This is a genomic window from Gimesia sp. (genome assembly GCF_048260065.1).
GTDB lineage: Bacteria > Planctomycetota > Planctomycetia > Planctomycetales > Planctomycetaceae > Gimesia.
Map to the genome: position 1 here is coordinate 473,058 of NZ_JBLXHC010000005.1, position 23,252 is coordinate 496,309.

At 49.9% G+C, this 23,252-nt stretch carries 14 protein-coding genes; 8 read left to right on the forward strand and 6 right to left on the reverse strand.

All coding sequences use genetic code 11. The annotated features are described in order from the left end of the window. Positions 1 to 20 precede the first annotated feature (20 nt). The gene (locus ACN0YN_RS12590) at positions 21 to 4,970 is read left to right on the forward strand and encodes a DEAD/DEAH box helicase (RefSeq protein ID WP_417385359.1); all 4,950 of its coding nucleotides are present in this window, start codon (positions 21 to 23) and stop codon (positions 4,968 to 4,970) included. Positions 4,971 to 5,171: 201 nt separating this feature from the next. Here the strand turns inward: ACN0YN_RS12590 and ACN0YN_RS12595 are convergent, their stop codons facing one another. The 4 genes from ACN0YN_RS12595 to ACN0YN_RS12610 all read right to left on the reverse strand — a co-directional run bounded on the left by ACN0YN_RS12595 (position 5,172) and on the right by ACN0YN_RS12610 (position 13,397). Next, the gene (locus ACN0YN_RS12595; protein ID WP_417385360.1) at positions 5,172 to 8,285 is read right to left on the reverse strand and encodes a type I restriction endonuclease subunit R; all 3,114 of its coding nucleotides are present in this window, start codon (positions 8,283 to 8,285) and stop codon (positions 5,172 to 5,174) included. Between the two features lie 76 nt (positions 8,286 to 8,361). After that, positions 8,362 to 10,236, reverse strand: a complete 1,875-nt coding sequence (locus ACN0YN_RS12600) for a DUF262 domain-containing protein (RefSeq protein WP_417385361.1) — start codon at positions 10,234 to 10,236, stop codon at positions 8,362 to 8,364. Positions 10,237 to 10,293: 57 nt separating this feature from the next. Beyond that, positions 10,294 to 11,658 carry a restriction endonuclease subunit S gene (locus ACN0YN_RS12605; RefSeq protein WP_417385362.1) on the reverse strand — a complete coding sequence of 455 codons (1,365 nt, stop codon included), beginning with the start codon at positions 11,656 to 11,658 and terminating at the stop codon, positions 10,294 to 10,296. Further along, positions 11,655 to 13,397, reverse strand: coding sequence for a type I restriction-modification system subunit M (locus tag ACN0YN_RS12610; RefSeq protein WP_417385363.1), 1,743 nt, complete (start codon positions 13,395 to 13,397; stop codon positions 11,655 to 11,657). Before ACN0YN_RS12610 ends, ACN0YN_RS12605 begins: the two co-directional genes overlap by 4 nt. 331 nt (positions 13,398 to 13,728) lie before the next feature. Here ACN0YN_RS12610 and ACN0YN_RS12615 point away from each other — a divergent pair, with 331 nt between their 5' ends. Beyond that, positions 13,729 to 14,043, forward strand: coding sequence for a hypothetical protein (locus ACN0YN_RS12615; protein ID WP_417385364.1), 315 nt, complete (start codon positions 13,729 to 13,731; stop codon positions 14,041 to 14,043). 6 nt (positions 14,044 to 14,049) lie between these two features. Here ACN0YN_RS12615 and ACN0YN_RS12620 read toward each other — a convergent pair whose 3' ends face one another. After that, entirely contained in the window at positions 14,050 to 14,271 is a 222-nt protein-coding gene (locus ACN0YN_RS12620; RefSeq protein ID WP_417385365.1) for a helix-turn-helix domain-containing protein, read from the reverse strand. 249 nt (positions 14,272 to 14,520) lie between these two features. On the opposite strand from ACN0YN_RS12620, the gene ACN0YN_RS12625 reads away from it, so the two are divergent. Continuing rightward, the gene (locus ACN0YN_RS12625; protein WP_417385366.1) at positions 14,521 to 15,264 is read left to right on the forward strand and encodes a DUF4339 domain-containing protein; all 744 of its coding nucleotides are present in this window, start codon (positions 14,521 to 14,523) and stop codon (positions 15,262 to 15,264) included. Between the two features lie 57 nt (positions 15,265 to 15,321). After that, positions 15,322 to 15,858, forward strand: a complete 537-nt coding sequence (locus tag ACN0YN_RS12630; RefSeq protein ID WP_417385367.1) for a hypothetical protein — start codon at positions 15,322 to 15,324, stop codon at positions 15,856 to 15,858. Between the two features lie 472 nt (positions 15,859 to 16,330). Here ACN0YN_RS12630 and ACN0YN_RS12635 read toward each other — a convergent pair whose 3' ends face one another. Further along, positions 16,331 to 16,741, reverse strand: coding sequence for a helix-turn-helix domain-containing protein (locus ACN0YN_RS12635; RefSeq protein ID WP_417385368.1), 411 nt, complete (start codon positions 16,739 to 16,741; stop codon positions 16,331 to 16,333). Between the two features lie 173 nt (positions 16,742 to 16,914). Between ACN0YN_RS12635 and ACN0YN_RS12640 the strand changes: the two genes are divergently transcribed. The 4 genes from ACN0YN_RS12640 to ACN0YN_RS12655 are packed head-to-tail and all read left to right on the forward strand — an operon-like array spanning position 16,915 to position 23,101. Continuing rightward, positions 16,915 to 18,003 carry an E2/UBC family protein gene (locus ACN0YN_RS12640; protein WP_417385369.1) on the forward strand — a complete coding sequence of 363 codons (1,089 nt, stop codon included), beginning with the start codon at positions 16,915 to 16,917 and terminating at the stop codon, positions 18,001 to 18,003. Next, positions 17,982 to 19,538, forward strand: a complete 1,557-nt coding sequence (locus ACN0YN_RS12645) for a HesA/MoeB/ThiF family protein (protein ID WP_417385370.1) — start codon at positions 17,982 to 17,984, stop codon at positions 19,536 to 19,538. Before ACN0YN_RS12640 ends, ACN0YN_RS12645 begins: the two co-directional genes overlap by 22 nt. Positions 19,539 to 19,593: 55 nt before the next feature. Further along, positions 19,594 to 20,769: an AAA family ATPase gene (locus tag ACN0YN_RS12650; protein ID WP_417385371.1), complete on the forward strand. Its 1,176-nt coding sequence runs from the start codon at positions 19,594 to 19,596 to the stop codon at positions 20,767 to 20,769. After that, positions 20,762 to 23,101 (forward strand): S8 family peptidase, encoded by a 2,340-nt coding sequence (locus ACN0YN_RS12655; protein ID WP_417385372.1) that lies wholly within the window; start codon positions 20,762 to 20,764, stop codon positions 23,099 to 23,101. The genes ACN0YN_RS12650 and ACN0YN_RS12655 overlap by 8 nt, the downstream gene beginning before the upstream one ends. Positions 23,102 to 23,252: the final 151 nt, after the last annotated feature.

The window sequence follows — 23,252 nt, forward strand, 5'->3', positions numbered from 1 at the left end:
ATTCTCTGGCAACAGGCGGCATGTTCAACACTGATCTCGTTCGCATCCTTGATGAATCGGGAGCAGTACCCTCATCGCGCCTGCTCTATGAGCATCAAAAGTACTCGATTGTCGAAGCTCAATCCCGAGGCGAGACCGGTGAGAGGCCGGCAATCGTCGTTACGGCTGGCACCGGCGCAGGTAAAACCGAGTGCTTCCTATTGCCAATCCTGAACGATCTCTTTATGAATTCTGAGAATCGGCCAGGCGTAAAGTGCATAATTCTTTATCCGATGAACGCACTGGTTAATGATCAAGTGGATAGACTTTACTCATGGTTGAAAGGTCAGAACTTAGTTCGACTTTTTCATTTCACAAGCGAAACTCCAGAAGACAAGAAAGCTGCGGATTTCGACCGAGTTCCTGACTGGGAAGAGTGTCGTTTCCGAACACGACAAGAAGCCCGGGGACTGGAAAATAGGGCTGGAGAGCCAATACAAGGTGGCCCCGTTCCTGACATTATTATTACGAACTACTCCATGTTGGAGTATATGCTTTGCCGTCCTCAGGACGCAGTATTCTTCGGAGACACGTTGCGAGCAGTTGTGCTTGACGAGGCACATCTCTATACAGGCACGCTTGCTGCTGAAATTACGCTTCTACTGAGACGCCTTCTGACTCGCTGTGGTGTCGATTCCAAATCAGTCCTGCAAATCGCGACTTCCGCAACTTTAGGGTCCGGTAGTGAAGAAGAATTGCGAAGCTATGCCTCGACAATTTTCAGTAAGGATGTGGAACATGTGAGGGTAATTGAGGGGCAGAATGAAAGAGTTCTCTTGCCAAAGGTTGTTCCACCAGGAACGCATCCCACAGTCGATCGGGTCAATTCAGTGACTTGGAATGATAGACCATTTATTGTGGCCAACGCAATGGGCAACGTAACGCTAGCAAAGTCAGCAGAGCATTGTCGTGATTTAGTTAAGCAAGTCAGTATGTTTACGTCAGCCGATGTAGATAGAGTCTTGGAAGAGCCTGCACGCCTACTGAACTCTGTATTGAGCCACGCGCCCATCATTCACGAGATTGAGGATGTTCTATGGAAAAAGCGGCGTCTCCGTCTAGCTGAATTGTCCGAGTCTATTTGGAGAATCCGTAGCCCCGAAGCACAACAGGCTATGTTTAGTTTGTTACAACTCGCCGCTTCTGCCCGGGACAGCGTGGATAGCTATCCATTGATACCTCATCGAATCCACCTTTTAGCACGAGCGACCGATGGCCTGTCGGTCTGCCTGAATAAAGACTGTTCAGGGGACATTGATCTCATTTTGCCTCCGTTGGGTGCAGTACATGCGGGGACGGCAGACACCTGCCGATTCTGTTCGGCTGCCATGCTGCTGCTTTACAGATGCAATAACTGCGGTGAGTGGCTGCTTGCTGGCACGCTCGACCAAAATCGCTATCGGGCAATGGCCGGCAACGAGAGCCAGCTTGATTTTTTTACTCCTGATCCATCAGTTGCTTCTGAAGAACTGTCGCTGACATTAAGCGTTGTGACAGCGGAGCGAAGTGGAACCGGAGTGGCTGGCCTTAACGTCGCCTTGGTGACTCACTGTCCACAATGCGGAGAGGATAGTACAAAATTTGAGCAATTCGGATCGGGACCGGCACTAACTCTTTCGATCTTGGCTGAAACTCTCCTCGCCGAGCTGCCACCCTATCCAGCATCGCACAACTCTTTTCTCCCCGCTCGCGGTCGACGACTGCTTGCATTCAGTGATAGCCGCCAAGAGGCAGCGAGACTTGGGCCACGACTAACCAGGCAGCACGAGACACAGCTAGTACGTGCTGCCATAGCCCAAGCTCTTGCGGATGAACTTGCATCTGATCCAGAGACGCTATCATATTTGAGAGAAGATATTGAGCGATTACGAGTGAGGCTCGAATCTGCGCCGACACCTGCACTTCGACAAAAGATTGAGTCTGATCTACGAGAGCAACAACAGCAACTATTTTCTCACGAATCTGGAGGAAGTCTGAAGGCTTGGTGTGATGCAATCGGAGCCAATCGTTTGCTCGCCGAATTGCTTGATGCGCAGACTGGCCGAGGTCACTATGCATCAGAGGATAACCCCGATGGGTCAGTGCGGGTCTGGTCTCAGATAGATTGGGAACGTAACTGGGAGCAGATAAAAGCAAACACGATGACTCTGCTAGGGCACGAGTTCGCAACCCCGTCTTGGCGTGCAGTATCTTCCGAAACGATTGGACTTGCTGAAATCACTTACCCGGGACTAAATGATGTAACAATTCCTGATTCAGTGCTTGGCGTTCTTCCTAACACTGAGTTGCGCGAATCTCTCACAAGCGTCTGGAGCAGCTTACTATGTTCACTCTGTGATGAGCTTAGAAGCAGAGGGTCAATTACTCTTGGTGATGAGGAAGATCAATCCTTTCCCACTGGGAGTGTCCCCTTAGGGCGATGGACCTCAAAACATGATGAAGGTGCCAGACTCGACCGCTTTGTGGGACGCACGACGCAGCAATCTCGTCGTCGTTTCGTGACTGCTGTTCTTCACGAGTGCTCTGAGGAAGTAGTACAAGCAGAAGAGATGGCAAGAGAAATACTAGAGCTCGCCTTTGACCAGCTTGTAGACCTCGCTAAACCATCTGGACAGCAGCCCCTCGAAGGACAGCTTTCGTGGCTGGAAAAAGATGAGCGACAGAGCTACGAAGGTGGAGGTGTTTGGTCGGTCCGAATTGTCTTCGAGGAGTTGGGACTGCGTCGCCCCATCACTCTGTATCGTTGTCGAAAGACAGGGCACATATGGCCTCGAGCGGTTGCAGGATGTGCGCTGGAAGTTGGGTGCCAAGGGACTCTTGAATCGGTAACTGAGGAGGCACTGGATGCCGATCCTAAGCTCGGCCGTCTCCGGAATGAATACCGACAGTCTCCCGTGTTTCGAATTGGATTGTGGGCAGAGGAACATAGCGCGCAGCTCAGCCCAAGTCAAAATCGGCGATTACAAGATCTTTTCAAAGCGGGGATTCGGAACATTCTGAGCGCTACTACGACTTTGGAGCTAGGGATTGATATTGGGGGCTTGTCGGCCGTGCTCATGGGTAACGTTCCACCCGGCAAAGCTAATTATCTACAACGTGCAGGACGTGCCGGTCGACGTTCTGACGGATCATCAGCTGTTGTGACCTTCGCACGGCCTCGGCCTTTCGATCGTGAGGTATTTCGTCGATTTGGCGATTATCTTGATCAACCGCTTCGCAAACCACTCGTGTTTCTTGATCGAAAACGGGTTGTGCGTAGGCACTTACATTCTTACCTCCTTGGGGAGTTCTTTAGATCGCTTTACGGCCCCGCAGGCAGAAGAGGGGCCATGGATGCCTTTGGTAGTATGGGAAGATTCTGTGGCAAGCCTCAAGTTCCTTACTGGAGGGATAGAAACTTACCTCCAGCTTTGACTGAGTCACCTCCTAGTCTTGAAGGTCGGTTCCGAGCCCGGTTGTTTCAACTGCGTGACTATGGTGAAGAACTTGTTCAACGTGAAATCGAGACACTCTTTGAGAAAACTGGAATGGATGGTGCAACATCCGAGTGGAGTGAATTAATCCAGTTGTCTATTGACACTTTCACACGATCCATCCAGGACTGGAATGATGATTATGAAATGCTGCTTGACTCTTGGGTAGATGCGGTAGCCGATGGCAACAAGTTTCAAGCAAACGCCATTCGCTATCAACTCAAACTCCTGTCCGAGCTGACAGTCATAGAAGCTCTCGCGGATAGGCAGTTTCTTCCCAGTTATGGGTTTCCCATAGGTCTACAAAAACTGCGTGTGGTTGTTCCCGACGAATCCGACCCCATGCGACATCGAGAGGAAGATCAATTTCGCTTGGAACGGTCAGGGATAATGGCAGTTGGTGAGTATGTCCCTGGCTCTCAGCTTCTTGCGGCAGGTAAGTTGATTACTTCTCGTGGGCTCCTCAAGCATTGGACGGGTGCGAGTCTTGACAGCTCACCAGGGTTGCGTGGTAGATTCTGTCAATGCGAAAATGACCACTCCTATTATTGGATTGCTGGAGATACAGAGCAATGTCCAATATGTGATGGCTTGCCAAAGCGTCAACCTCAGTATCTCCTGTTTGTGAAGCATGGCTATACGAGTGCCGCGTGGGACCCACCACGTTGGAGCACGGATGTCGAACGTGTCGGAAGTGCCGAAACACTTTGCATCAGTTTCCGTCCACATGCTACTGCAGCAGGACGACAACTGGCTGAAAATTTTGCAGGTATAGCCGGGCTTCAGGCTGACTATCGGGAAGACGGCGAATTGCTTGTTTTCAATCGAGGCGAGAATCAAAGAGGATTCTCGATTTGTCTTAAATGTGGCTATGCAGAAAGTGAACCGAGATTGGGAGGGAGTGGCCAAATGAACTTGCCGAGGAGTTTCTTGCGGCATGCCCCTATTACATCCACTCGACCTTGGGAAGTCTGCTGGGGCGATGGTGTACAAACTCCTGTGATGCGAAATCATATTTTGGCTGCTAGAGAAACAACAGATGTTTTACTAATTGATTTCACGAATTGTCTCGGAGCCTTAGCTGAAGAGGAGTCTCTCGTTACCACACTCGCGTATGCATTTCAAAATGCGGCTGCTAAGCTGTTAGAACTCGATTCACGCGAACTTGGGGTCCTTGTTGTCCCAACTGGTTCTGGGGGATCATCTTGGGGGGCTGTGATTTATGACAATGTGTCCGGTGGAGCTGGTCATGTTCGTGAGCTGCTGGCGCAGGGAGAAGATTGGATTCGTCTTGCTCAACAGGTTGTGTATGTGGACCAAGATCATCATGACCGGTGTGAAAGTGGTTGTTTGGATTGCCTACTTTCGTTTGATGCACAGCGTGCCATGTCAAATCGTCCATTTGCACGGAGACAAGCGTATCAGTGTTTAACGAACTTTGTGGATCAAATCGGGTAAAGGATGACGATGCTAAGCAATGTCGTGTTGTTAATTGGTCAGAGAAATTTGTTTTCCTTTCTGACCATATGTTTGAGCGCACCGGTTGGTATGGCTGATAGGCACTAGGCTGTATGTAGTCCCAAATGCTCTGTTGTATGTGGCTATTTTGGGAGAGGCTAGGTATACGTATAGTTTCAATACTCAGTAAAATCGGGTTTCTTAGGCACTCGTTGACCGTTCGCGCAATGCTTCATACAGGTTGGTGTGATTCAGCAGAATGTCTTTCAGTCCCTGCTTGATTTTCTCTGAGTTCAGCGCCTGGGTGCTCATTTCCATGTGAGCGTCCAGGGCGTTCATGATGGCTTCATCCAGTTCGGTGCTCAAGTCGGGTGAATTGCCGAACTGCTCTTTCGAATTGCTGCCCGCCTGTTTGACCAGGGTTTCCGATTCGAGCAATTTCCCGAGAATCACATTATTCACGTAAACCAGTTTGTCGTTCTCGCTGAGTTCGCCTGTAAACAGATCATTCACCTTTTCGATGATCTCACTGAGTCGGGCTTTCAGCTTCTCCTGAACGGCACCACTGCCCGCTTCGGTGATCGGGTTCAGTTGCAAGCCGTCTTTATCGTGCAGGTGCATCTGCTGCTTGCCGCGGTTTTTCAGATTGTGGTGAGTCAGTTTGACCTGTGACAGATCGACGCCTTCGCGCTCGCGTCCGAATTTCAGCAGCCGCTGCAGATGCCGGTAAAAAATCGACCGTTTTTCGAAGTCCGTATTCCCATAATCAAAGATCTGAGACAGGAACGTATAAGCCCGCAGATAAGTCTGCATATCTGTCTTGAATAACTGCAGTGCTTCCATTCTTTCCTTTGCGGCTTTCGCTGTCTCGTCGTCGTTATTCTGTTTCGCCAGATTGAAGTCTGCTTTCGCGTTTTCATACTGTTTCAGCAGTCGTTCGGCTACTGGCTTGATGGCTGCTTCCAGCTGGCTCTGCTTCGATTTCGGGTTGAGTTCGACATTCACCACCCGTTCGACTTCAAAATCGTCATAGTAGCCGGTCGCGTCCAGCTTGGAGCGCAGATCCAATATCAGGTTCGGGTCGGTGACATCAGACAGACTGGCTGTCGTGAAATAGACTTTGAATGAGGCGAGAATCTCTTCAGGATCATTCACAAAGTCGAGCACGTAGGTATCATCCTTGCCCGGATAACAGCGATTCAGACGGGAGAGGGTCTGTACTGCCTGTATTCCATCCAGTCGCTTATCAACATACATGCCGCACAACAAAGGCTGATCGAAGCCGGTCTGAAATTTGTTAGCCACCAGTAAGATCTGGTATTCGTCCCCTTTGAAGGCTTCGCGAATGTCGCGCCCCTTCAGACCAGGGTTGAGTTCCTGACTGGATTCCTTGAACGGTTCGGGGCCGGACTCTTTGTCGTTGACTTCCCCTGAAAAGGCGACCAGAGTCTTGAGGGGATAGCCTTTTTCTTTGATATACTTTTCAATCGCCAGCTGCCAGCGTACCGCCTCCAGGCGACTGCTGACGACGACCATCGCTTTGGCTTTCCCGTCCAGCAGAGAGGCGACCGTTTCCCTGTAATGTTCGACGACGATCTGAACTTTCTGGGAAATGTTGTAGGGATGCAGCCGGACCCAGTTCATCAGGCCTTTCATCGCGGCGCCGCGTTCGACTTCCTTATCGTCGAATTCTTCGCCGCCGTTCGCCAGTTTATAAGCCAGCTTATAAGACGTGTAATTCTTGAGGACGTCCAGAATGAAACCCTCTTCAATCGCCTGTCGCATGGAATAAACATGAAACGGTTCCGGCAGGTTCCCTTCGCCAGCAGGTTGACTGGGATCAGGACGCCGTCCGAACAGTTCCAGCGTTTTGGCTTTGGGGGTAGCGGTGAACGCCACATAAGTGATGCCTTTTTCGCTGGCGCGTGATGCCATCTGCGCCGCCAGAATATCTTCGCTGCTGATCTCGCCGCCGTCGGCAATGGCTTCCTGTTCCTCTGCTGATAACAGTTGTTTCAGTTTGGAAGCGGCTTCCCCTGTCTGTGAACTGTGCGCCTCGTCGGCGATGACGGCGAACTGCTTGCCCTGGGTGGCTGCTAGTTCGCGCACTGCCTCCAGTGCAAACGGGAATGTCTGGATCGTACAGACGACAATCTTTTTATCCCCAGAGAGGGCTTCTGCCAGTTCTGAACTCTTGCTGCCGCCGCCCCCTTTGATGGTGGCGACGACACCCGCTGTTCGTTCGAAGCCGTAGATGACATCCTGTAACTGTCCATCGATCACTTTCCGGTCAGAGACGACCAGGACCGTGTCGAAAATCTTTTCATTCTCGGCGTTGTGCAGGTCTGCCAGAAAATGAGCCGACCAGGCAATCGAATTCGTTTTCCCAGAACCGGCGGAATGCTGGATCAGATACTTCTGACCGGGGCCTTCCGAGAGGATTTTCGACTGCAGTTTGCGGGTCGCGTCCAGCTGGTGATAGCGGGGGAAGATGATTTTAGAGATCTGTTTTTTCTGATCCAGTTCGGCGACCATATACCGCCCCAGGATTTCCAGCCAGCTTTCCCGCTGCCAGACCTTTTCCCAGAGATAGGAGATCATATAGCCGTCGGGATTGACAGGGTTTCCCGCGGCGCCTTCATTGCCCAGGTTAAAAGGCAGAAAATGGGTTGCTGTCCCTGCCAGACGGGTGGTCATCTTCGCTTCCCGACTGCTGACGGCGAAATGAACCAGCGCGCCCGAAGGGAACGACAGGAGCGGCTCGGCCTCCTGTCCTTTGGGAGCAGGATCGCGATCATGGCGGTACTGATCGACGGCGTCTTCAATACTTTGTGTGTTGTCGGTTTTCAGTTCGACGGTTGCGACCGGCAGACCGTTCAGGAACAAGACCAGATCGATACTCTTTTCGTTATGTAGAGAGTACCGCACCTGCCGCACCACGCGCAGCCGGTTAGCGACGTAGTGTTGCATGATCTCAGGATTGATGGCCAGCGCGGGTTTGAATTGCGCCATCTTGAGTTTGTGGCGCATCCCCAGTACATCGAAGCCCTGTCGTAATACAGAGAGCGTCCCGCTCTTGTTGAGTGCGTCCCGCAATCGGTTGAGTAGCGCCTGCTCTGCTCCTGCGCCGTGATTCTTTGTCAGGACTTCCCAGGCTTTCGGCTGTGTTTCCTGCACCCAGGCGACGACATCCGCGGGATAGATCGCCCGCTCCCGGTCATAATGATTCGCGTCTTTGTCGGCAAACAGCCAGCCTGCTTTCGACAGTTCGTCGCAGATCTCATCTTCGAATTTGATTTCTTTGTGCAGGCTCATTAACGACTCCAATATCCTGTGAGCGGAACGGTGCTATCTGGACTCATTCCTTGCAGTGATATTTTTCAAAAACAAATCAAGCTACTATTTCAAACTGTGTGTCATCACCAAGCCAAATCAGACAACAGAGATCAAAGAGTAATTTTTGTCGTTCTTCCAATTCTTCCGGCCCAAAACGCGTCAGGGCCCTGAAGTTAAGTTGTTTGGTTTTACAAAACGTCTTGAAATCGAGGTTACTTTTGTAACAGTCTTCTCGGAGTGTTTCGTTCCAGAGTAGCGTGCTGCTGTAGGACTTGAGTTTTTCAAGAAATAATTCGTTTCCACTTGAGATATTGTCTTTGCCCTTCAGAAGTAAGATACCTCCCAGCCGATTTCTTTCTTGATCAAATCGTTCTGCATCGCCTTCAAACAAACTGAGGTTCTCATCATTCCGTGATAAGATGTGCTCGACATGGAATCCGGTTTTAGCGCCCCGTGATGTCACCAGATGTCGAAGTTCGTGTTTCATCTGTTGTTTCATTCCATTGGCCAGTAAGTTCTCGATCCGAGCGAAGATATAGCGAATAAATCGTGTATTTAAGCGGTCAACTGACATGGGGCGAAACAATTGATAATTGAATGCCTGCGCAACTTCCGTTCCTCGCTTTTTTTGGATTTCTGCGATTAAATGCTTTTCAAAAATGGCTGGGATCTCAGCTACTGGTTGCTCTCTGATTTCCGAACTGATTTCAAATAATTTTGTGGCGAACTCATTCGAATCGTAAGCTCCCTGTAATTGAAGCATCGAAAATAAACGGTCCAGCTCTGACGAGACGATTCTGATTTTCTCGGATTCTTCTGGATCATTTACTTTGCACGCTGAAAGAATCAGCATGAACTGAGTGTCAAGCTCATTCAGACTGTTGAAAAATACAGAGGGGCATTGTCCCGATTGATCTTTTGTCGCATTCCAGATCTTTACATAGAGTTTTGTATAATATTTGAATGACTTTTTGAGAAAAGACTTTACTTCAGGTGTATTATGATCAAGTTTGAGTAAGCGGTTCAGATCTGATTTAAACATCTCACGATGGTATTCCCCGTCGAACCTTTGTCCTGCTTTTCGTGTGTCCGCAAATTTCGCCTTTAACCAGTAGCGGAAAAAACTGTCGATCTCATCATCGCGAAATGCATTTACCTGATTAACACTGCTTTCCCAGAGTTCATTAAAATTACCACTTTCAAGTTCAATTTTATCTATCTGTCCGAGCAGTTTGCCTTTTAGGATTTCGTATGGTTTTAGACGCACGCCTCGGTCATTAATGACCTCAAAGACCATTGGCACATGAGTTGTATCTACTGAGAGATTGATTAAAACAAGCCGATAAAGGAAGTAATGAGTAAATGTATCCAGTTTATGTAGCGTCGTCAGTCGGGAATCGAGTTCGCTACTGATCAGTTCGTAATTGCGAACCATATTTACTGCTGTAATGCCGGTCGAAGTATCAATCTCTGATGAGTGCACCCCGTTCATTAAACCTTCTAATACATGAATATGCTGGACATGATTCATCCAGAATTCATGTTCAGTTCCGGAATAACCTGCAATTTTGCGTTCGAGCCATGGTGCCGTTTTAGATTGGAACTCCTTTGCTTTCGAGAGCAACTTCAGCATGATGAGAGTCAGCGTGGTCAGACGTTGTTGACCATCTACAACGAAAACACGTCCTCCGACAGTATTGGTGACATATGTGTTTAAGTAATACCAAGGATATTTAGAATCGATGTGTTCTCTTTTGGGATCGAGATCAGAGAGTTTCTGATAAGTTTCTTCGAACTGGTAGAACACATCATCAAGGAGGCGTCTGACTGGTTCTTCTGTCCATTTATAATCTCTCTGATAGAAATCAATAAAATAGACCGTCGTGGAGAAAGTCTGATCTAAATTTTGTTTGTCAGGTTGAATTTCCATGGTGAGTTCTCAAGGTTTAAGGGCAGTGTTTATATTTTCTGGTTTTCGGTGTCTGGTTCATGCGGTCACCTGTGCTGCGTACTCGCGGACATCGATTTTGCCGGTGACGGCGGCGGAGATCAGAGCCGTGCGGCGTTCCTGTAGGAGTTCGATGGCTTGTTCGGCTTCTGTCAGCAACTTATCTATACGCTTGGTTTCTATATCTAAGTAGTTGATAATTGTTGACTGTTCTTCAATTGGCGGTAATGAAAGTCTAATCTTTACCATTCGGGTCAGTCCCAAGTCTTGATTTGTTGCACCACGCGTAAAAAGTTGAGATTGTTCATAAGAGCCAGTACTATTTAGAGCCAAGGCAACAAATTCTGGCATGGCAGCAGTCTTCTTAATTTTTAATACAGCTACGTGAACCCATACTTGGAATCGCATCGTAAGGTCAACTACGCGTGCAATACCTGTAGTGCCGCCTTTTGTGTACAGTACATCGCCAATTTCAGGGACGACTCGCCGATCAAATTCATCACAATCTTCGACGGATACATATTTCACATCGTCAAAGTCCCATCTATCTACCTTTACGTTCCGTGCAGACAGAAATAGCACGCCACCAGCGTTTTCGTCTACATATTTGGGTGAGAAGTGTGGTCCATCTGCAACGTCATTGCAGAGCCTTCCTAAACTGACGACATCCCAATGTTCCGGTACATCGCCCAGCCATTCGATGCCGCTGTCTTTCATGGGGGCGTTGGGGTTCAGGCCTTTGGTGACCGCGTGACTGATGACCGCCTGCCGCTTTTCCTTCAGCAACTCAATCAACCGCCGCTGCTCCGCCACCAACGCGTCGATCTTCGACGTTTCCGCATCGAGGAAAGAAGAGATCAACTTTTGTTGATCGAGAGGGGGGATCGCAACTTGAATAGAGCCAAGGAAACTACGACTAACACGATCTCTAGTTCCTCCACGACACTGGGACTCCATGAATCCTAGGTATTCAGCTGATGAAAGCATGTAGACGACGTATTTTGCGTGTATGCCATCGTTTGGTTTGAGAATACAAACATCGACGGCAGTTATCATCTGTGAATCTAAATCAGGAGCTAGACAGGCCCTACCAACAGGAGAAGCAAGTCGACAGATAAGAACGTCGCCCGGGTAAACTTCGGTGCAGTTGAGTTCATCAAAGGTAGATTCAGATACGTAGCGAAAACCTTGTTCGCGGTACTCACCAATACCTACATTACCAGTTTGAATGAGTCGCACGCCTTGATCGGTAATGTATGGCGACTCGATCCAGTCACCATCTGTAAACGCATTAGGGCTGTGATTGGCGAGGCGACTAAATCTTGTCACGTTCCAGTCGCGTGGAATATCACCGAGCCACTCAACACCACTTTCTTTATACTCGTCATACTTCGGGAAACTCATTGCGACAGCTCCCCGATCATAGAGACGATACGATCTGTGACACCTTTCAGTTCAGCGTCGATTTCGTCCAGTTCGCGGGGGGGCTTGAAGACATAAAAATGCCGGTTGAAAGGAATTTCATAACCAACCTTGGTTTTATCGTGATCAATCCAGGCGTCGGGGACGTGGGGCAGGACTTCCCGCTCGAAGTATTCGTCGATATCTTCGCTGAGAGGGACGTCTTCGGTGTCGCGTAGTTTGGTGTCAATTTTGGGCTGGCCTTTGCGTTTGCCTTTGGTCTCTTTCACAATGTTGTCGTCTTCGTCCCGTTCGGGGCGTTCGACGGTGATGGTCTGATAGCCGAAATCGGTGTTTTTGAAAATCCGGCTGATCGGTGTGCCGCCTGTTGTCGCTTTTTGGGCATTGCCGAATAGACGCGTGATCTCGTCGATATGTTCGCTGCTGAGTTCCTTGCGTTTGCTGCCCAGGCTTTTTCTCATCTTCTGCCACATACCGCTGGCATCGATCAACTGGACCTTACCTTTGCGGTGTTTCGGCTTGCGGTTGGTGACGATCCAGATATAGGTGCTGATGCCCGTGTTGTAGAACATGTCGGTCGGCAGGCCGATGATGGCTTCCAGCAGATCGTTTTCGAGCACATAACGGCGGATTTCACTTTCTCCGCTCCCCGCGTTGCCGGTGAACAGGGGGGACCCGTTGAGAACGATACCGAACCGGCTGCCGCCATCTTTCGCGGGCCGCATCTTGGAGATCAGGTGCATCAGGAACAGCAGCGACCCATCACTGACACGGGGTAGACCGGGACCGAACCGCCCATTGAAGCCGTCCTGCGCGTGTTCCCTTTTGATTTCCTTTTGAATCTTTTTCCACTCGACGCCGAACGGGGGATTGGAGAGCATATAGTCGAAGTGTTCGCCGGGCAGCCCGTCTTCGGAGAGGGTGTTGCCGTGGATGATTTTACTGATGTCCTGCCCTTTGATCAGCATGTCGGCTTTGCAGATCGCGTAGGATTCGGCGTTGAGTTCCTGACCGTACATCACCAGCCGCGCGTCGGGGTTCTGGCCGCTCAGGTGTTCTTCCGCAATGGAGAGCATACCCCCGGTTCCGGCTGTCGGGTCGTACAGGGAACGGACAATGCCCGGTTTGGTCAACGCGTCGTCATCTTCAATAAACAACAGATTGACCATCAGCCGGATGACTTCGCGGGGGGTGAAGTGTTCCCCGGCGGTTTCGTTGGAGAGTTCCGCGAACTTGCGAATCAGTTCTTCAAAGACCAGCCCCATCTGGGCATTGGTGACAAACTGGGGGTGCAGGTCGATATTGGCGAACTTTTCGGTGACCAGATACAGCAGGCCGGCTTTGGCCAGCCGTTCGACCTGTGTGTGAAATTCGAAGCATTCGAAGATATCGCGCACACTGTCGGAAAAGGATTCGATATAGGAGAACAGATTTTCGCGAATATGGTCCTGATCGCCCATCAGTTTTTTGATATCGAGGGGGGACGTATTGTAGAACAGCTGTTGCGACTTTTTCTTCAGGAACGGTTCGGGGTTGATCTTTGCCGCTTCGCGTTTCTCTTTTTCCTTGAGGACGGCATCTTTCGTCGGTTCCAGTACACAGTCCAACCGCCGCAGGACGGTGAACGGCAGGATGACTTTGCCGTATTCGGACTGTTTATAATCGCCGCGGAGCAGATCGGCGACCGACCAGATGAAAGAGGATAACTGCTGCTGATTCATGGTTGTTGATTCTTTGAAGTGGAAAACGCTGGTAACTCTCGACAGGTAAACAATTTATCAAGTCGCCATACTACACAGAATAACAGAGGTGAGCAAGCACGCGGTTTAATGTTTCATTTCAGGGGATTATGAAGGTATCTGTAGCTAAGACATCTAAATTTTAACGGTTTCCGTGTCACAATACATGAAGGCGACGCCTTTAAATATCAGTGATCGGTACTGAAGGTTTCACCCCTCTGGAACAGTCTCTATGCAGTCTTTTTCAGGGCGTTTACATTTCCAGGCCGTTAACTCAAACAGTCCGTGTGCCCGGTTCTAAGAAAGGAGCAGTATGCTACAGAGACAGGAAATCATGCTGATCAGAGCTGCCCTACAGTTCTGGTATGAAGAAATGGATCTCGAAGATCCAGATCTGTTTGCGGTTTACTCTGGTGGCCCCAGAATCAAGCCGCCATGGGACGGGGAAGACATTCAGCGGTTGCGTCAGCAGTTGATCGAGGCACGGCTGCGATATGCTGTCTGCCAAAGTGATGCGACCAGGGTCAAGCTTCCCCACCTGTTTGACACTCCCGCAGCAGCCACCCAAGCAATAACGGCCGACTCTGATCAACTGGGCGTGGTTCTGGTTGATTCACCAGCGGTCTGAGTACCCTCATACCCCTTCCATAAGCTCAGCCAGGCTAATGCCGAGTGTTTCGGCGATCCGCTCGATATTTCGCAGAGACAGATTCCTCTCTCCCCGTTCGATCCCGCCCACGTAGGTCCGATCCAGCTCACAAGCATAGGCGAAATTCTCCTGCGAGTAACCTTGCTCTTTGCGCAGTTCCCGGACCCGCTGTCCAAATCTCACCAGTATGTCTGCTCGTTTTGTCATGCAGGCATTTAACACTTGACAGCGACGATAAAACCACGGACTATAAGTATCATTTCGCGGCTGTAGATATGTCCAAATAGTGTGTACTTAAACCCCAGTGACAGACACTAAGTTGCATTTAGCTTTCATAGCGGGGCTGGCAGGGTGCAGAGAACTAAGTATCTGCAGAACTTGACTCGATTGAAGTCTCAGCCTCTCTGAGAAACACAATTTCAACCTTTAAACCATTAGATAAGATCGGAATATTCCATGCACGACGAAAGTAACCAAACGATTGAAAGTCCCCCGAGCCAGTGGTGGCTGGCAAAGAATGGTGAGGCGGAAGGACCTCTGTCTCACCAGGAAATCAGTGATGCCTTGAAGTCAAACCGCATCAGATCGGCAGATTATGCCTACTCGTCTGATGAGAAGGAGTGGAAGCCTCTGTCTGCCTGTAGTGAATTCGAATCTGGAACTGAAGAATCTGCTTTGCGATCTCCTCCGGCGCCCCCTGTTGAGAGTTATCCCATCGAGCCTTTGTTTACCAATCCCAGACTGCCAGCCATGGCAAACTGGATATGTATCTACTCGCTCCAGATCTCTCCCTGGCTCTGGTGCCTCTATACCGTTTCAGAAATGATCAGCGGGGGCCTGTTAGCTGAGAACGCCTCTCTAGCTGGAGTGGAAGTTTTGACGATGTTTGTCAACACGCTCGTTTCACTGGCGGTAACAATATCGCTCTTCATCGGAGGGGCTCGTCTCAGGACGTTAAGCCGGTCAGGTCCTAATATCTTCATCATCAGTATCGTATTCGCAACTGCGGTCCATTTACTGTTGTTTCTCTGCACGATCGCGATCATCTCGATGACTGACCAAAACAGCTTCGTCTCAAAAACCGTGGCAGTCGAGTTAATCGAATATTTCATATTCATTGTCGCACTGTGTGAAGGAGCGTTTCTGCTCACCTCACTGTTCTGGTTGAGGCGGAATGCCCGTTTTCTACCACTCTCTTAATCCCCAGGTGAATAGAGAGTCATTTTGATACACCGACAATGAAAGAGAATGTGCCTCATGACCGACTATCCAGTCCCCGAAAAACGGGAAACTACAGAATGGCGTTTTGATGACGGGGGGCTGCTCGCAGGACCCTATTCTTATAACGAACTTCAGGAATATGTAGAACTCGGTTACATCCAGCCAGAAACGGAGGTCATTCACGAGGATGGTCGGAAATTCCAGGCATTTGAGATCGGATTGTTTCCGGGATTCGTCCCTGAAAAACCAGACCCTGTCGAGGAGGAAAGAAACACTGTTATTCCATTGCCGGGCTGGAATGCCTTGGCAGGAATAGTCACATTGACTCTGCTTGCGATAAAAAGCGCCCTGAAGAATCCGGAAAACTACTGGCTACTTAGCGTGCTCCCGTTCACATTGACTCTCGGTGGCTTTGCGATGGTATTACTCGGCTGCTATACGGGTTTAACCGGAGTCGCGCACGATTATCGAGGAATCCCACAATCTCGTCCTGTCTTTTACAGAATAGGAGCTGTGATTGTGATTTACCTGGGAATCTTATCCATGATTGCAGGTGCTAAAGACCTTTTTTGAGGCGTGTAGTTGTTGTGAACACTTTTCATTGGGATTCCCCGGAAGCTTATATTAATAGCTTCGTATAATCAGGGGGAGAAGTTCGCCTAGAAGTAGGTTGGATGTTTCGACCGATCACATAGTTACCACCAACAGAATCAGTCCAAATGAAACTGGTAGTTTCCTGATTGATCATGGTCAGGTCAGCAGAAAACCAGTCAGCAACGGCCCTGAGATAAACCAGATTTAAAAAGTACTTTCTAAATTGAGAGGGGAACGGTTTGGAGATACGAGGTTGGTGTCATGGTATGTAATTTTGTCGGTGAAAGCGTCTAGCTGGAATATTGCCTCAATAGTTAAGACGTAGGCTTGCTTTTCAAACACGTTAGCAATTTCCGGTCCAAAGACATCAAACAACTTCAGAGATTGCCGGGCGCGTTTGCGAATGAGCCGTTGCTGTCGTGTTAATAGCTTTGAATCATGACAGACCACCTTATCCCTTCCGCGAGCGGAGAAACGCCAGATACTCGATGAGTTTTTCCTCTTCATCATCTGTCAAATTTTCGTTTGCGAATGTGGCTGTCTTGCCATGTCGCTTTCCACTTCGCAGAGCGCCAGACGCTGATGAAGCGGGCAGATAGCCGGCTTTCTCCATCAGCCTTTCGTAAGGTTGCCCGTAAACAATTGCCAAGGCATGAAGTACGCTGGGAGCGGGTTTCGTGATCTTGTCGTTTTCGAGTTGTGACAGGTAAGCGTTGGAAACTTCCTTGTCGGTTGCGTTTTCAACTTCCCGCAGCGTCATTTTTTTCATGCCGCGAAGACTGGACAGGTATTTCCCAAGTGTCTGGTCTGAAGTCGAGGACACCTCTGCTTGCTTGTCTGGATTAGCAGACTTTTTGGCCATTCAGACCTCCTTTTTATGTGTTTCTTTAGCTTAAGAATACAGCATGGTGCTGAGTTTGTCAAGCACTGCCAATTAAATGCTTGACAAACTTAGCAGTGCTCGTTAAACTGAGTGTGGGGCTGGGTGCTGTCGCCCAGCCAGGAAGCCATCTAGGTATAGGAGGTTGACAAGTAATGTTTAAAAACGAAAACGGTTGTGGAGACGCCAAGTGGCGGGTCACTGTAGATGATGTTGGGGTTTCAATGCCTCGACGGATCGTTGAAGTGGCGGTGATTCGGGCGCAAGCATCAGTAGACAAAGACTTTGTACTGGTTCGAGATCACAACTCTCCAAACGATGTTGTTCTCGATGATGATGGCAGTGTCGATCTGAAAGAAGGCAATGTCTTTTATACACTACGACGGTGTGACGTCCAGCCGCGAGCTGGGTGCCAAGATCCGGCAAAGTTGGCAATCTTTGTCGACGACCGGGTGGAATTCGTCACTCGTCGGGAACAAACCGGAAAGATGGTGCTTCAGCTTTTTGGCATGGCACTCAACGTGCAGCTGGTCCGCGACTACGAACGTCCCAACGACGAACCTATCGGTCTAGATGAATCTGCTGTGTACGACGATGGCCCAGTATTTGTCACTCGACAACGTGACGATGGATTGAAAATTACTGTCAATTCACGTGTTTTTACTGAAGACGATGGCGTGAAGCCAAATATGACCGGTGGCGAGATCGCGGCACTTGTTTTTCCAGAGAAACCAAACGAAACCTGTGTTCGGCTGACAAGTGGTGGTGTCAACAGGCTTATTGAGTTCGCTGAGCAGATTGCGATTTCTTTGTGTGCGACCTTCGAAGTTATTCGCAAAGGTGTCACAGGCGGGTATGAACAGTCTCGTGTCACAGCCGAGATTGGGAAATTGACTGAAGGCGGAGCGAATATCTCGTTTGTCGATAAGCCTCCCGCCGTGGTATATCACGACCTCTCGGTGAGACCTGAACTGTCGATCGACAAGACCGATGTGTTAGTTCTGATTCCTGGAGCTTATCCGGGGAAGATGATTGATGGTGCATATTTGCCTCAAGGTTCCCCGCTTCTTGGCCGCGTTAAGGGTAAGCCGCAGGGCAGCACTGTCAATGCACTTGGCCGAACCTGGCAACTTGTCAGCTACCATCCACACAACAATGGGATCGGGCCAGCGTGGAACCCGACCAAGCACGGCTTTCACACATATATTGGGGAGATCATGTCATGGTTACACGACATAGCGTGAATAAACTGAACGTCTCAATGGATGCGGGCACCGGTCTCGTCCGCATCCGCGAGTCGGATTTGATGCGGCTCGAAAAACACCTTTTCCAACGGTATCCACATCGAGAGTGGGGAACTTTTTTTCGTTTTGGCTATCGGCGTACTTCGTGGGGTATCGTAGTTTGCTTTGTTGATGGATTGTGGCCGGTTTCCGGCGACTTGGATCGGCAAACTGCCCTGACAACGTTTCATGAAGACTACTCCCGGCGCGCATTCCATGAGTCTGCGAATGTTGATGGCCTCGCGGTTGGTGTTGTGCATTCCCATCCCGTAGATTGCCCGGTTCATCCGAGTGATCTTGATGACGACATGGACAGCTACTTTGCAAAAGAGTTTGCCGCGTTCAGCGGCGGGCGTCCATACTGCAGCTTGATTTTTGAGCGGAGCGATCGTGGGCTTAGCTTTTCCGGTCGTATTTACGACCGAGGGCAGTGGCTTCCTGTTTCTTCAATAATCAGCGTTGGTGACACCGTAAGCCGGTATCGATCGCAATTGATGTCCGCAGAGTTGAGTGTCGATGAATCTGAGTCTCCTACTGCACGGCTTCAATCTCTAATGGGAGCACAGGCCGAATTACGGCTTCAGAACTCAACGATTGGGGTCGTCGGTAACAGCGGCACTGGGTCTCCCGCCGTCCTCGTTTTGGCACGTGCTCGCGTTGGCAGCTTCGTTGTTGTCGACCCTCAGCGTCTGTCGACGTCGAATCTGGAGCGACTGCAAGGGAGTGGGTGGAAACATTTGTCTCTGACACCGCTTCCTTACAAGGTCGAATTAATGCGTGAGATGATCCATTCGATCAACCCAGATGCCAGCGTTGTGCCGATGGTCGGAAATGTACTTCATCCGAATGTTACTGATCAGTTGCTTCGGTGCGATTTCATACTGGGATGTACTGACAGCGTTCATGGGCGTGTTGCGCTAGATGAGTTGGCTAGGCACTACTTGGTGCCCGTTATCGATGTTGGTGTCCGGATGGATGGTACGGATGGGAAGTTGACCGAGCAACTCGTCAATATATCTGCATACCGACCAGGATTACCTTGTGCGTTTTGTCGTGGTAACGTTAATCCTGACGTGATGAATTTCGAATTGATGTCAGACTTAGAACGTCGTGAAAGGGAAGAACAGGCGGCAGATGCGGCAGCGAGGGGAGTGGAAGCTGACCAGTATTGGAAGGGACGGCCGCAACAGCTTCACACTGTCGGTTACCTGACAACGACAGCAGGTGCCTTGATCGCTGGATACGTGGAGGGGGCTTTGACCGGTAGCTTCCAGATGCCTCACTCTGAATTTCAGTTTGATGTCGGACAGCCAAAACTCGGTTTCGTTGCTCCGGATCTGGAACAACTGGAATGCGGCTGCCAATCACATTTTGGCTGGGCTGATGCCGCAAATCCCTTCAAAAACGTGGCAATTCCGACTCATTGGTCCCGACGAGCAGTTCTCTTGTCGTCTAAACCTGATTTGAACATGTCATGCACCCGAGAAATCGCTTGAGAATGTGTTCGAAAAGGACGATAATGTGAAGTGTAATCGAACAGGCGGGTTATTTATGTTGGTATTTACGTATGATGCTCTGTTCGACATTGTGGAGGGGTTTAGTGTGGGTCGAACAGGCCGTGAGAAATCGTGGTTACCAAAGGTCGCCGAGGCCGCGTTATCGGGTGACCAGAAGAAGCTGGAAATTGTTCTTGTTCGAGCGATTCGCTCGCTCAAGAGTGACTCGCCGGATGTGTGTCAACAACTGGGGCAACTACTCTCGGAACACTCTACTAATCCAAATGGGATGCGATGGAGAGGCAGCGGTCCACCGCCAGTGGATGCCGAAGAGGGATTTGCATTGGTGCGAGCCGAATCTGTCGATGATGCGCCAGCCCCTGTACTCCCCGCTTCAGTTTTAAGAAGGGTCGACCAATTCGTCGGTCAACGAAAGAACTGTCAAAGACTCCTTGAAGAAGGTTTTCTCCCACCTGGTTCCGTGCTTTTGACGGGGGGGCCGGGAACCGGAAAGACAATGCTGACTCGGTGGATAGCGCGCGAGCTGGGTCTGCCATTTGTGACTCTCGATCTTTCTACTTCGATTTCAAGTTTACTCGGTAAGACGGGCTTCAACTTACGCCGGACACTCGACTACGCACGGTCTCGACCGTGTGTGCTATTACTCGATGAGTTTGATGCGATTGCTAAGCGGCGTGATGATGCTTCCGAAGTTGGAGAGCTGAAGCGAATCGTCAACGTACTGCTTAAGGAACTGGAAGACTGGCCACTGCAATCTGTGCTGATTGCAGCAACCAACCACCCCGAGCTACTCGACCGTGCAATTGCTCGAAGATTTGATGTTGTTCTAGATATCCCTCTACCAGGCGATGACGAGCGATTTGAGATTCTCAGGCAGTCGGGGCGCCGATTCAGTGACGAGTTTCCAGCGGAGTTTCTGCACGCAGTGGCTTGCAGCTTGGAGGGGGCAAGCGGTTCCGAATTGGATTCACTTATGTCAGCCGCCGTTCGGCATCATCTCGCAACCGAACAAATCTTAGTTAGGAGCCTCATCGAGGAAATTCAGCTTCGACTGAGTGAGCGGCTGACGAGTAAAAACATTGGAGAATTCATCCGGTTAATTCAGTCGAAGGCAAAAGGTGTGTTCAAGGTTCGTGAATTGGCCGAGTTGTTGGACAAGAGTCCATCGACGATCCAGCACCACTTGAATAAGGATGTGCAGCATGGCTGATACTCGGAAACGATTGATTCTCGGAAACGGTGAGCAGTATATCGAGCCGATTCAAAAGAAATTGAACGGCCGGACTCCTGAACCACCGCGATCCTACGGAGAAGCACGCGACCGAATCAAATCAGGCGTTGGTAACGCACTCAAATCGTTTGAAGCACTACCGGAGGAAAAGAAAATTTCTGATGAGGCCGTGTTTTGTATGCGGCTTCATCCTGATGTGACTGCCAAATCATATGACCCGGCTATAATTTTTGATGAAATCCCTGAATTGCGAAGCGTCGGCTCACGAACATATCACACTCCAATTAAGGAAGTAGCACAGACCACTCGAATTGAAAAGCAGTTGGAGAAAGAAGACATAACGGACGTTGATGCGAGACTCGTGTTCGTACAGAGTACACCAAGCGGCTTTAACCGATTCATTCAGCAACTTGATCGGGCCGAGTCATCATTGCCTCGGAAGTTTCGACAAGAAATTCAACGCATCGAGCGGTTTGATACGCTGACTGAGGATGAGCAATTGGCAGGATTCGCCGAAAACTGGAGCGAGGGGCGAGTCGAACTGATCCTGCATCCAAGCCGCAGTATGAAGGATGGTCAGTTTGAATTTCTGTTTGAGTTGTTCGAGTGGTCGAACATCGAGGTTGAAAAATCGAAAGTCCGTCCCTATCCCGGCGGGCCGACGTTTGTCTCATGCTTTCTGAACCGTGCATCGCTTAGTCAATTAGCCGGAGCGAATCCTCTTCGTTCGGTCCACCCTTTGCAATTCGATGGTTTGAGTAGTCTGCGTCACGCACCGAAGGCGAATGCACCGAAACCACCCTCAACGACAACACGTTCCACAATCAAAGTCGGGATGTTCGATGGCGGGATTGATGTGACCGTACCATTGCTTGCGGGGCACGCAGAACAGGATGATGCAAACTCAATCAAAACTTCCGAGGACGTTGATTGTGTCTCACATGGGACAGCAGTTGCAGGCGCGATCCTTCATGGTCCGTTGAACCCCTTCAAGGCTAAGGATCGGCTGCCAGTTCCACCAGTCTACGTTGTCAGCTTTCGAGTGCTTCCCACATCCGATCCGCTTGATGTCGACTTATATGAAGCAATCGACGTCATTGAGCAGGCTGTTCCAGCAAGAAACGATATTAAGGTCTTCAATGTCAGTTTTGGTCCACGCGGTCCGATCGAAGACGACAGACTTTCTCGATTTACCTACGTTTTGGACACATTGGCCGCGACACATAAGGTGTCCTTCTGCGTTGCTGTTGGAAACGATGGTGACGTAGTTGGCGAAGAACGGATTCAGAGTCCATCGGATATGGTGCATGGTCTCGGGGTCGGGGCATTTACACTGGAATCAGCATCCCCAGTCCACGCTGCATACTCTTGCAGAGGTCCTGGTCGAGAGTGCGGAAAAGTGAAACCTGATTTGGTTGCATTTGGTGGTTGCGAGAACATGCCTATTCATCTGGCGTCAACTACTGCCGGCCAGAAGGTGCTTTCGTGGGGAACAAGTTTTGCATCGCCACTCGCTTCCCGCTTGAATGCGCAAGCGATTGATTCCTTTGAACGCAGCTCGGCATTATTGGGCCGGGCCTTGTTGGTACATACGGCAGAGTATCCGGGAAAGTCGACTGATGCGCAGAAATCTGACGGCTTGATTGGACACGGTTGCCTCCGTGAGACGATTGACGACGTCCTGCTCTGTGAAGATCACACCGTGACAGTTGTATTTCAAGGCGATATCCTACCAGCCCGGATGGCGAAGCTTCCGATTCCATGGCCATCCAGGGTGGATATTCCGGGCATGATCTACGTGCATTGGACTGTAGCGACGTTAGTGCCGGTAGAGCCGATGCATCCCGGCGATTACACGTCATGTTGTCTGGAAGAGACGTTTTATCCGAATGCACAGAAGTTCGAGTTTCGTCCCCCGAAAGGGGTGAATGCTAAGAATCGTCAACTTCATTTGGTCAATGACGAAGCGGAGATCAACCAGCTGTTGGCCAGTAATTGGAAGCAATCTGCGTGGCCACTTAGTGAGTCGGGGAATACGTATCGGAACGAGAAAGAAAAGAGGCTGGACTGCAAATGGGAATCGATCGTTCGCCGGTCAAAGTCGAAACGAGCCGAGAAGGTTGAGTCTCCTTTGATGACGCTTCATGCGATTGGTCGAAATGGAGCCCATGAACGATTTGATTACGTAGTCGTTGTCACACTACGGGCACCAAAATTTGTCGGTGATTTGTATACGGAGATCCGGCAGGAATACCCAGCCCTAGCTCCAATTCGTCTGCGCACTGAAGCAGAGACCCGTATTCAAATATGAGACAACTGCCTCGACCATTATTATTCTATAGTTGCTGCTAACTGTGTGAGTCGAATCGATGAGCCCAGTGACCAATGAGCTGATCGAATTCTGCATCTTTCTTAGGATTTATTCTATGACCGGTTCAGTCGACTTTTCTCTAGTCGTCGTC

Excerpts from the sequence above, each read along its gene's own strand:
- ACN0YN_RS12590 (WP_417385359.1), top strand. The coding sequence starts at position 21 with ATGTTCAACACTGATCTCGTTCGCATCCTTGATGAATCGGGAGCAGTA.
- ACN0YN_RS12595 (WP_417385360.1), bottom strand. The coding sequence starts at position 8,285 with ATGAGCCTGCACAAAGAAATCAAATTCGAAGATGAGATCTGCGACGAA.
- ACN0YN_RS12600 (WP_417385361.1), bottom strand. The coding sequence starts at position 10,236 with ATGGAAATTCAACCTGACAAACAAAATTTAGATCAGACTTTCTCCACG.
- ACN0YN_RS12605 (WP_417385362.1), bottom strand. The coding sequence starts at position 11,658 with ATGAGTTTCCCGAAGTATGACGAGTATAAAGAAAGTGGTGTTGAGTGG.
- ACN0YN_RS12610 (WP_417385363.1), bottom strand. The coding sequence starts at position 13,397 with ATGAATCAGCAGCAGTTATCCTCTTTCATCTGGTCGGTCGCCGATCTG.
- ACN0YN_RS12615 (WP_417385364.1), top strand. The coding sequence starts at position 13,729 with ATGCTACAGAGACAGGAAATCATGCTGATCAGAGCTGCCCTACAGTTC.
- ACN0YN_RS12620 (WP_417385365.1), bottom strand. The coding sequence starts at position 14,271 with ATGACAAAACGAGCAGACATACTGGTGAGATTTGGACAGCGGGTCCGG.
- ACN0YN_RS12625 (WP_417385366.1), top strand. The coding sequence starts at position 14,521 with ATGCACGACGAAAGTAACCAAACGATTGAAAGTCCCCCGAGCCAGTGG.
- ACN0YN_RS12630 (WP_417385367.1), top strand. The coding sequence starts at position 15,322 with ATGACCGACTATCCAGTCCCCGAAAAACGGGAAACTACAGAATGGCGT.
- ACN0YN_RS12635 (WP_417385368.1), bottom strand. The coding sequence starts at position 16,741 with ATGGCCAAAAAGTCTGCTAATCCAGACAAGCAAGCAGAGGTGTCCTCG.
- ACN0YN_RS12640 (WP_417385369.1), top strand. The coding sequence starts at position 16,915 with ATGTTTAAAAACGAAAACGGTTGTGGAGACGCCAAGTGGCGGGTCACT.
- ACN0YN_RS12645 (WP_417385370.1), top strand. The coding sequence starts at position 17,982 with ATGGTTACACGACATAGCGTGAATAAACTGAACGTCTCAATGGATGCG.
- ACN0YN_RS12650 (WP_417385371.1), top strand. The coding sequence starts at position 19,594 with ATGTTGGTATTTACGTATGATGCTCTGTTCGACATTGTGGAGGGGTTT.
- ACN0YN_RS12655 (WP_417385372.1), top strand. The coding sequence starts at position 20,762 with ATGGCTGATACTCGGAAACGATTGATTCTCGGAAACGGTGAGCAGTAT.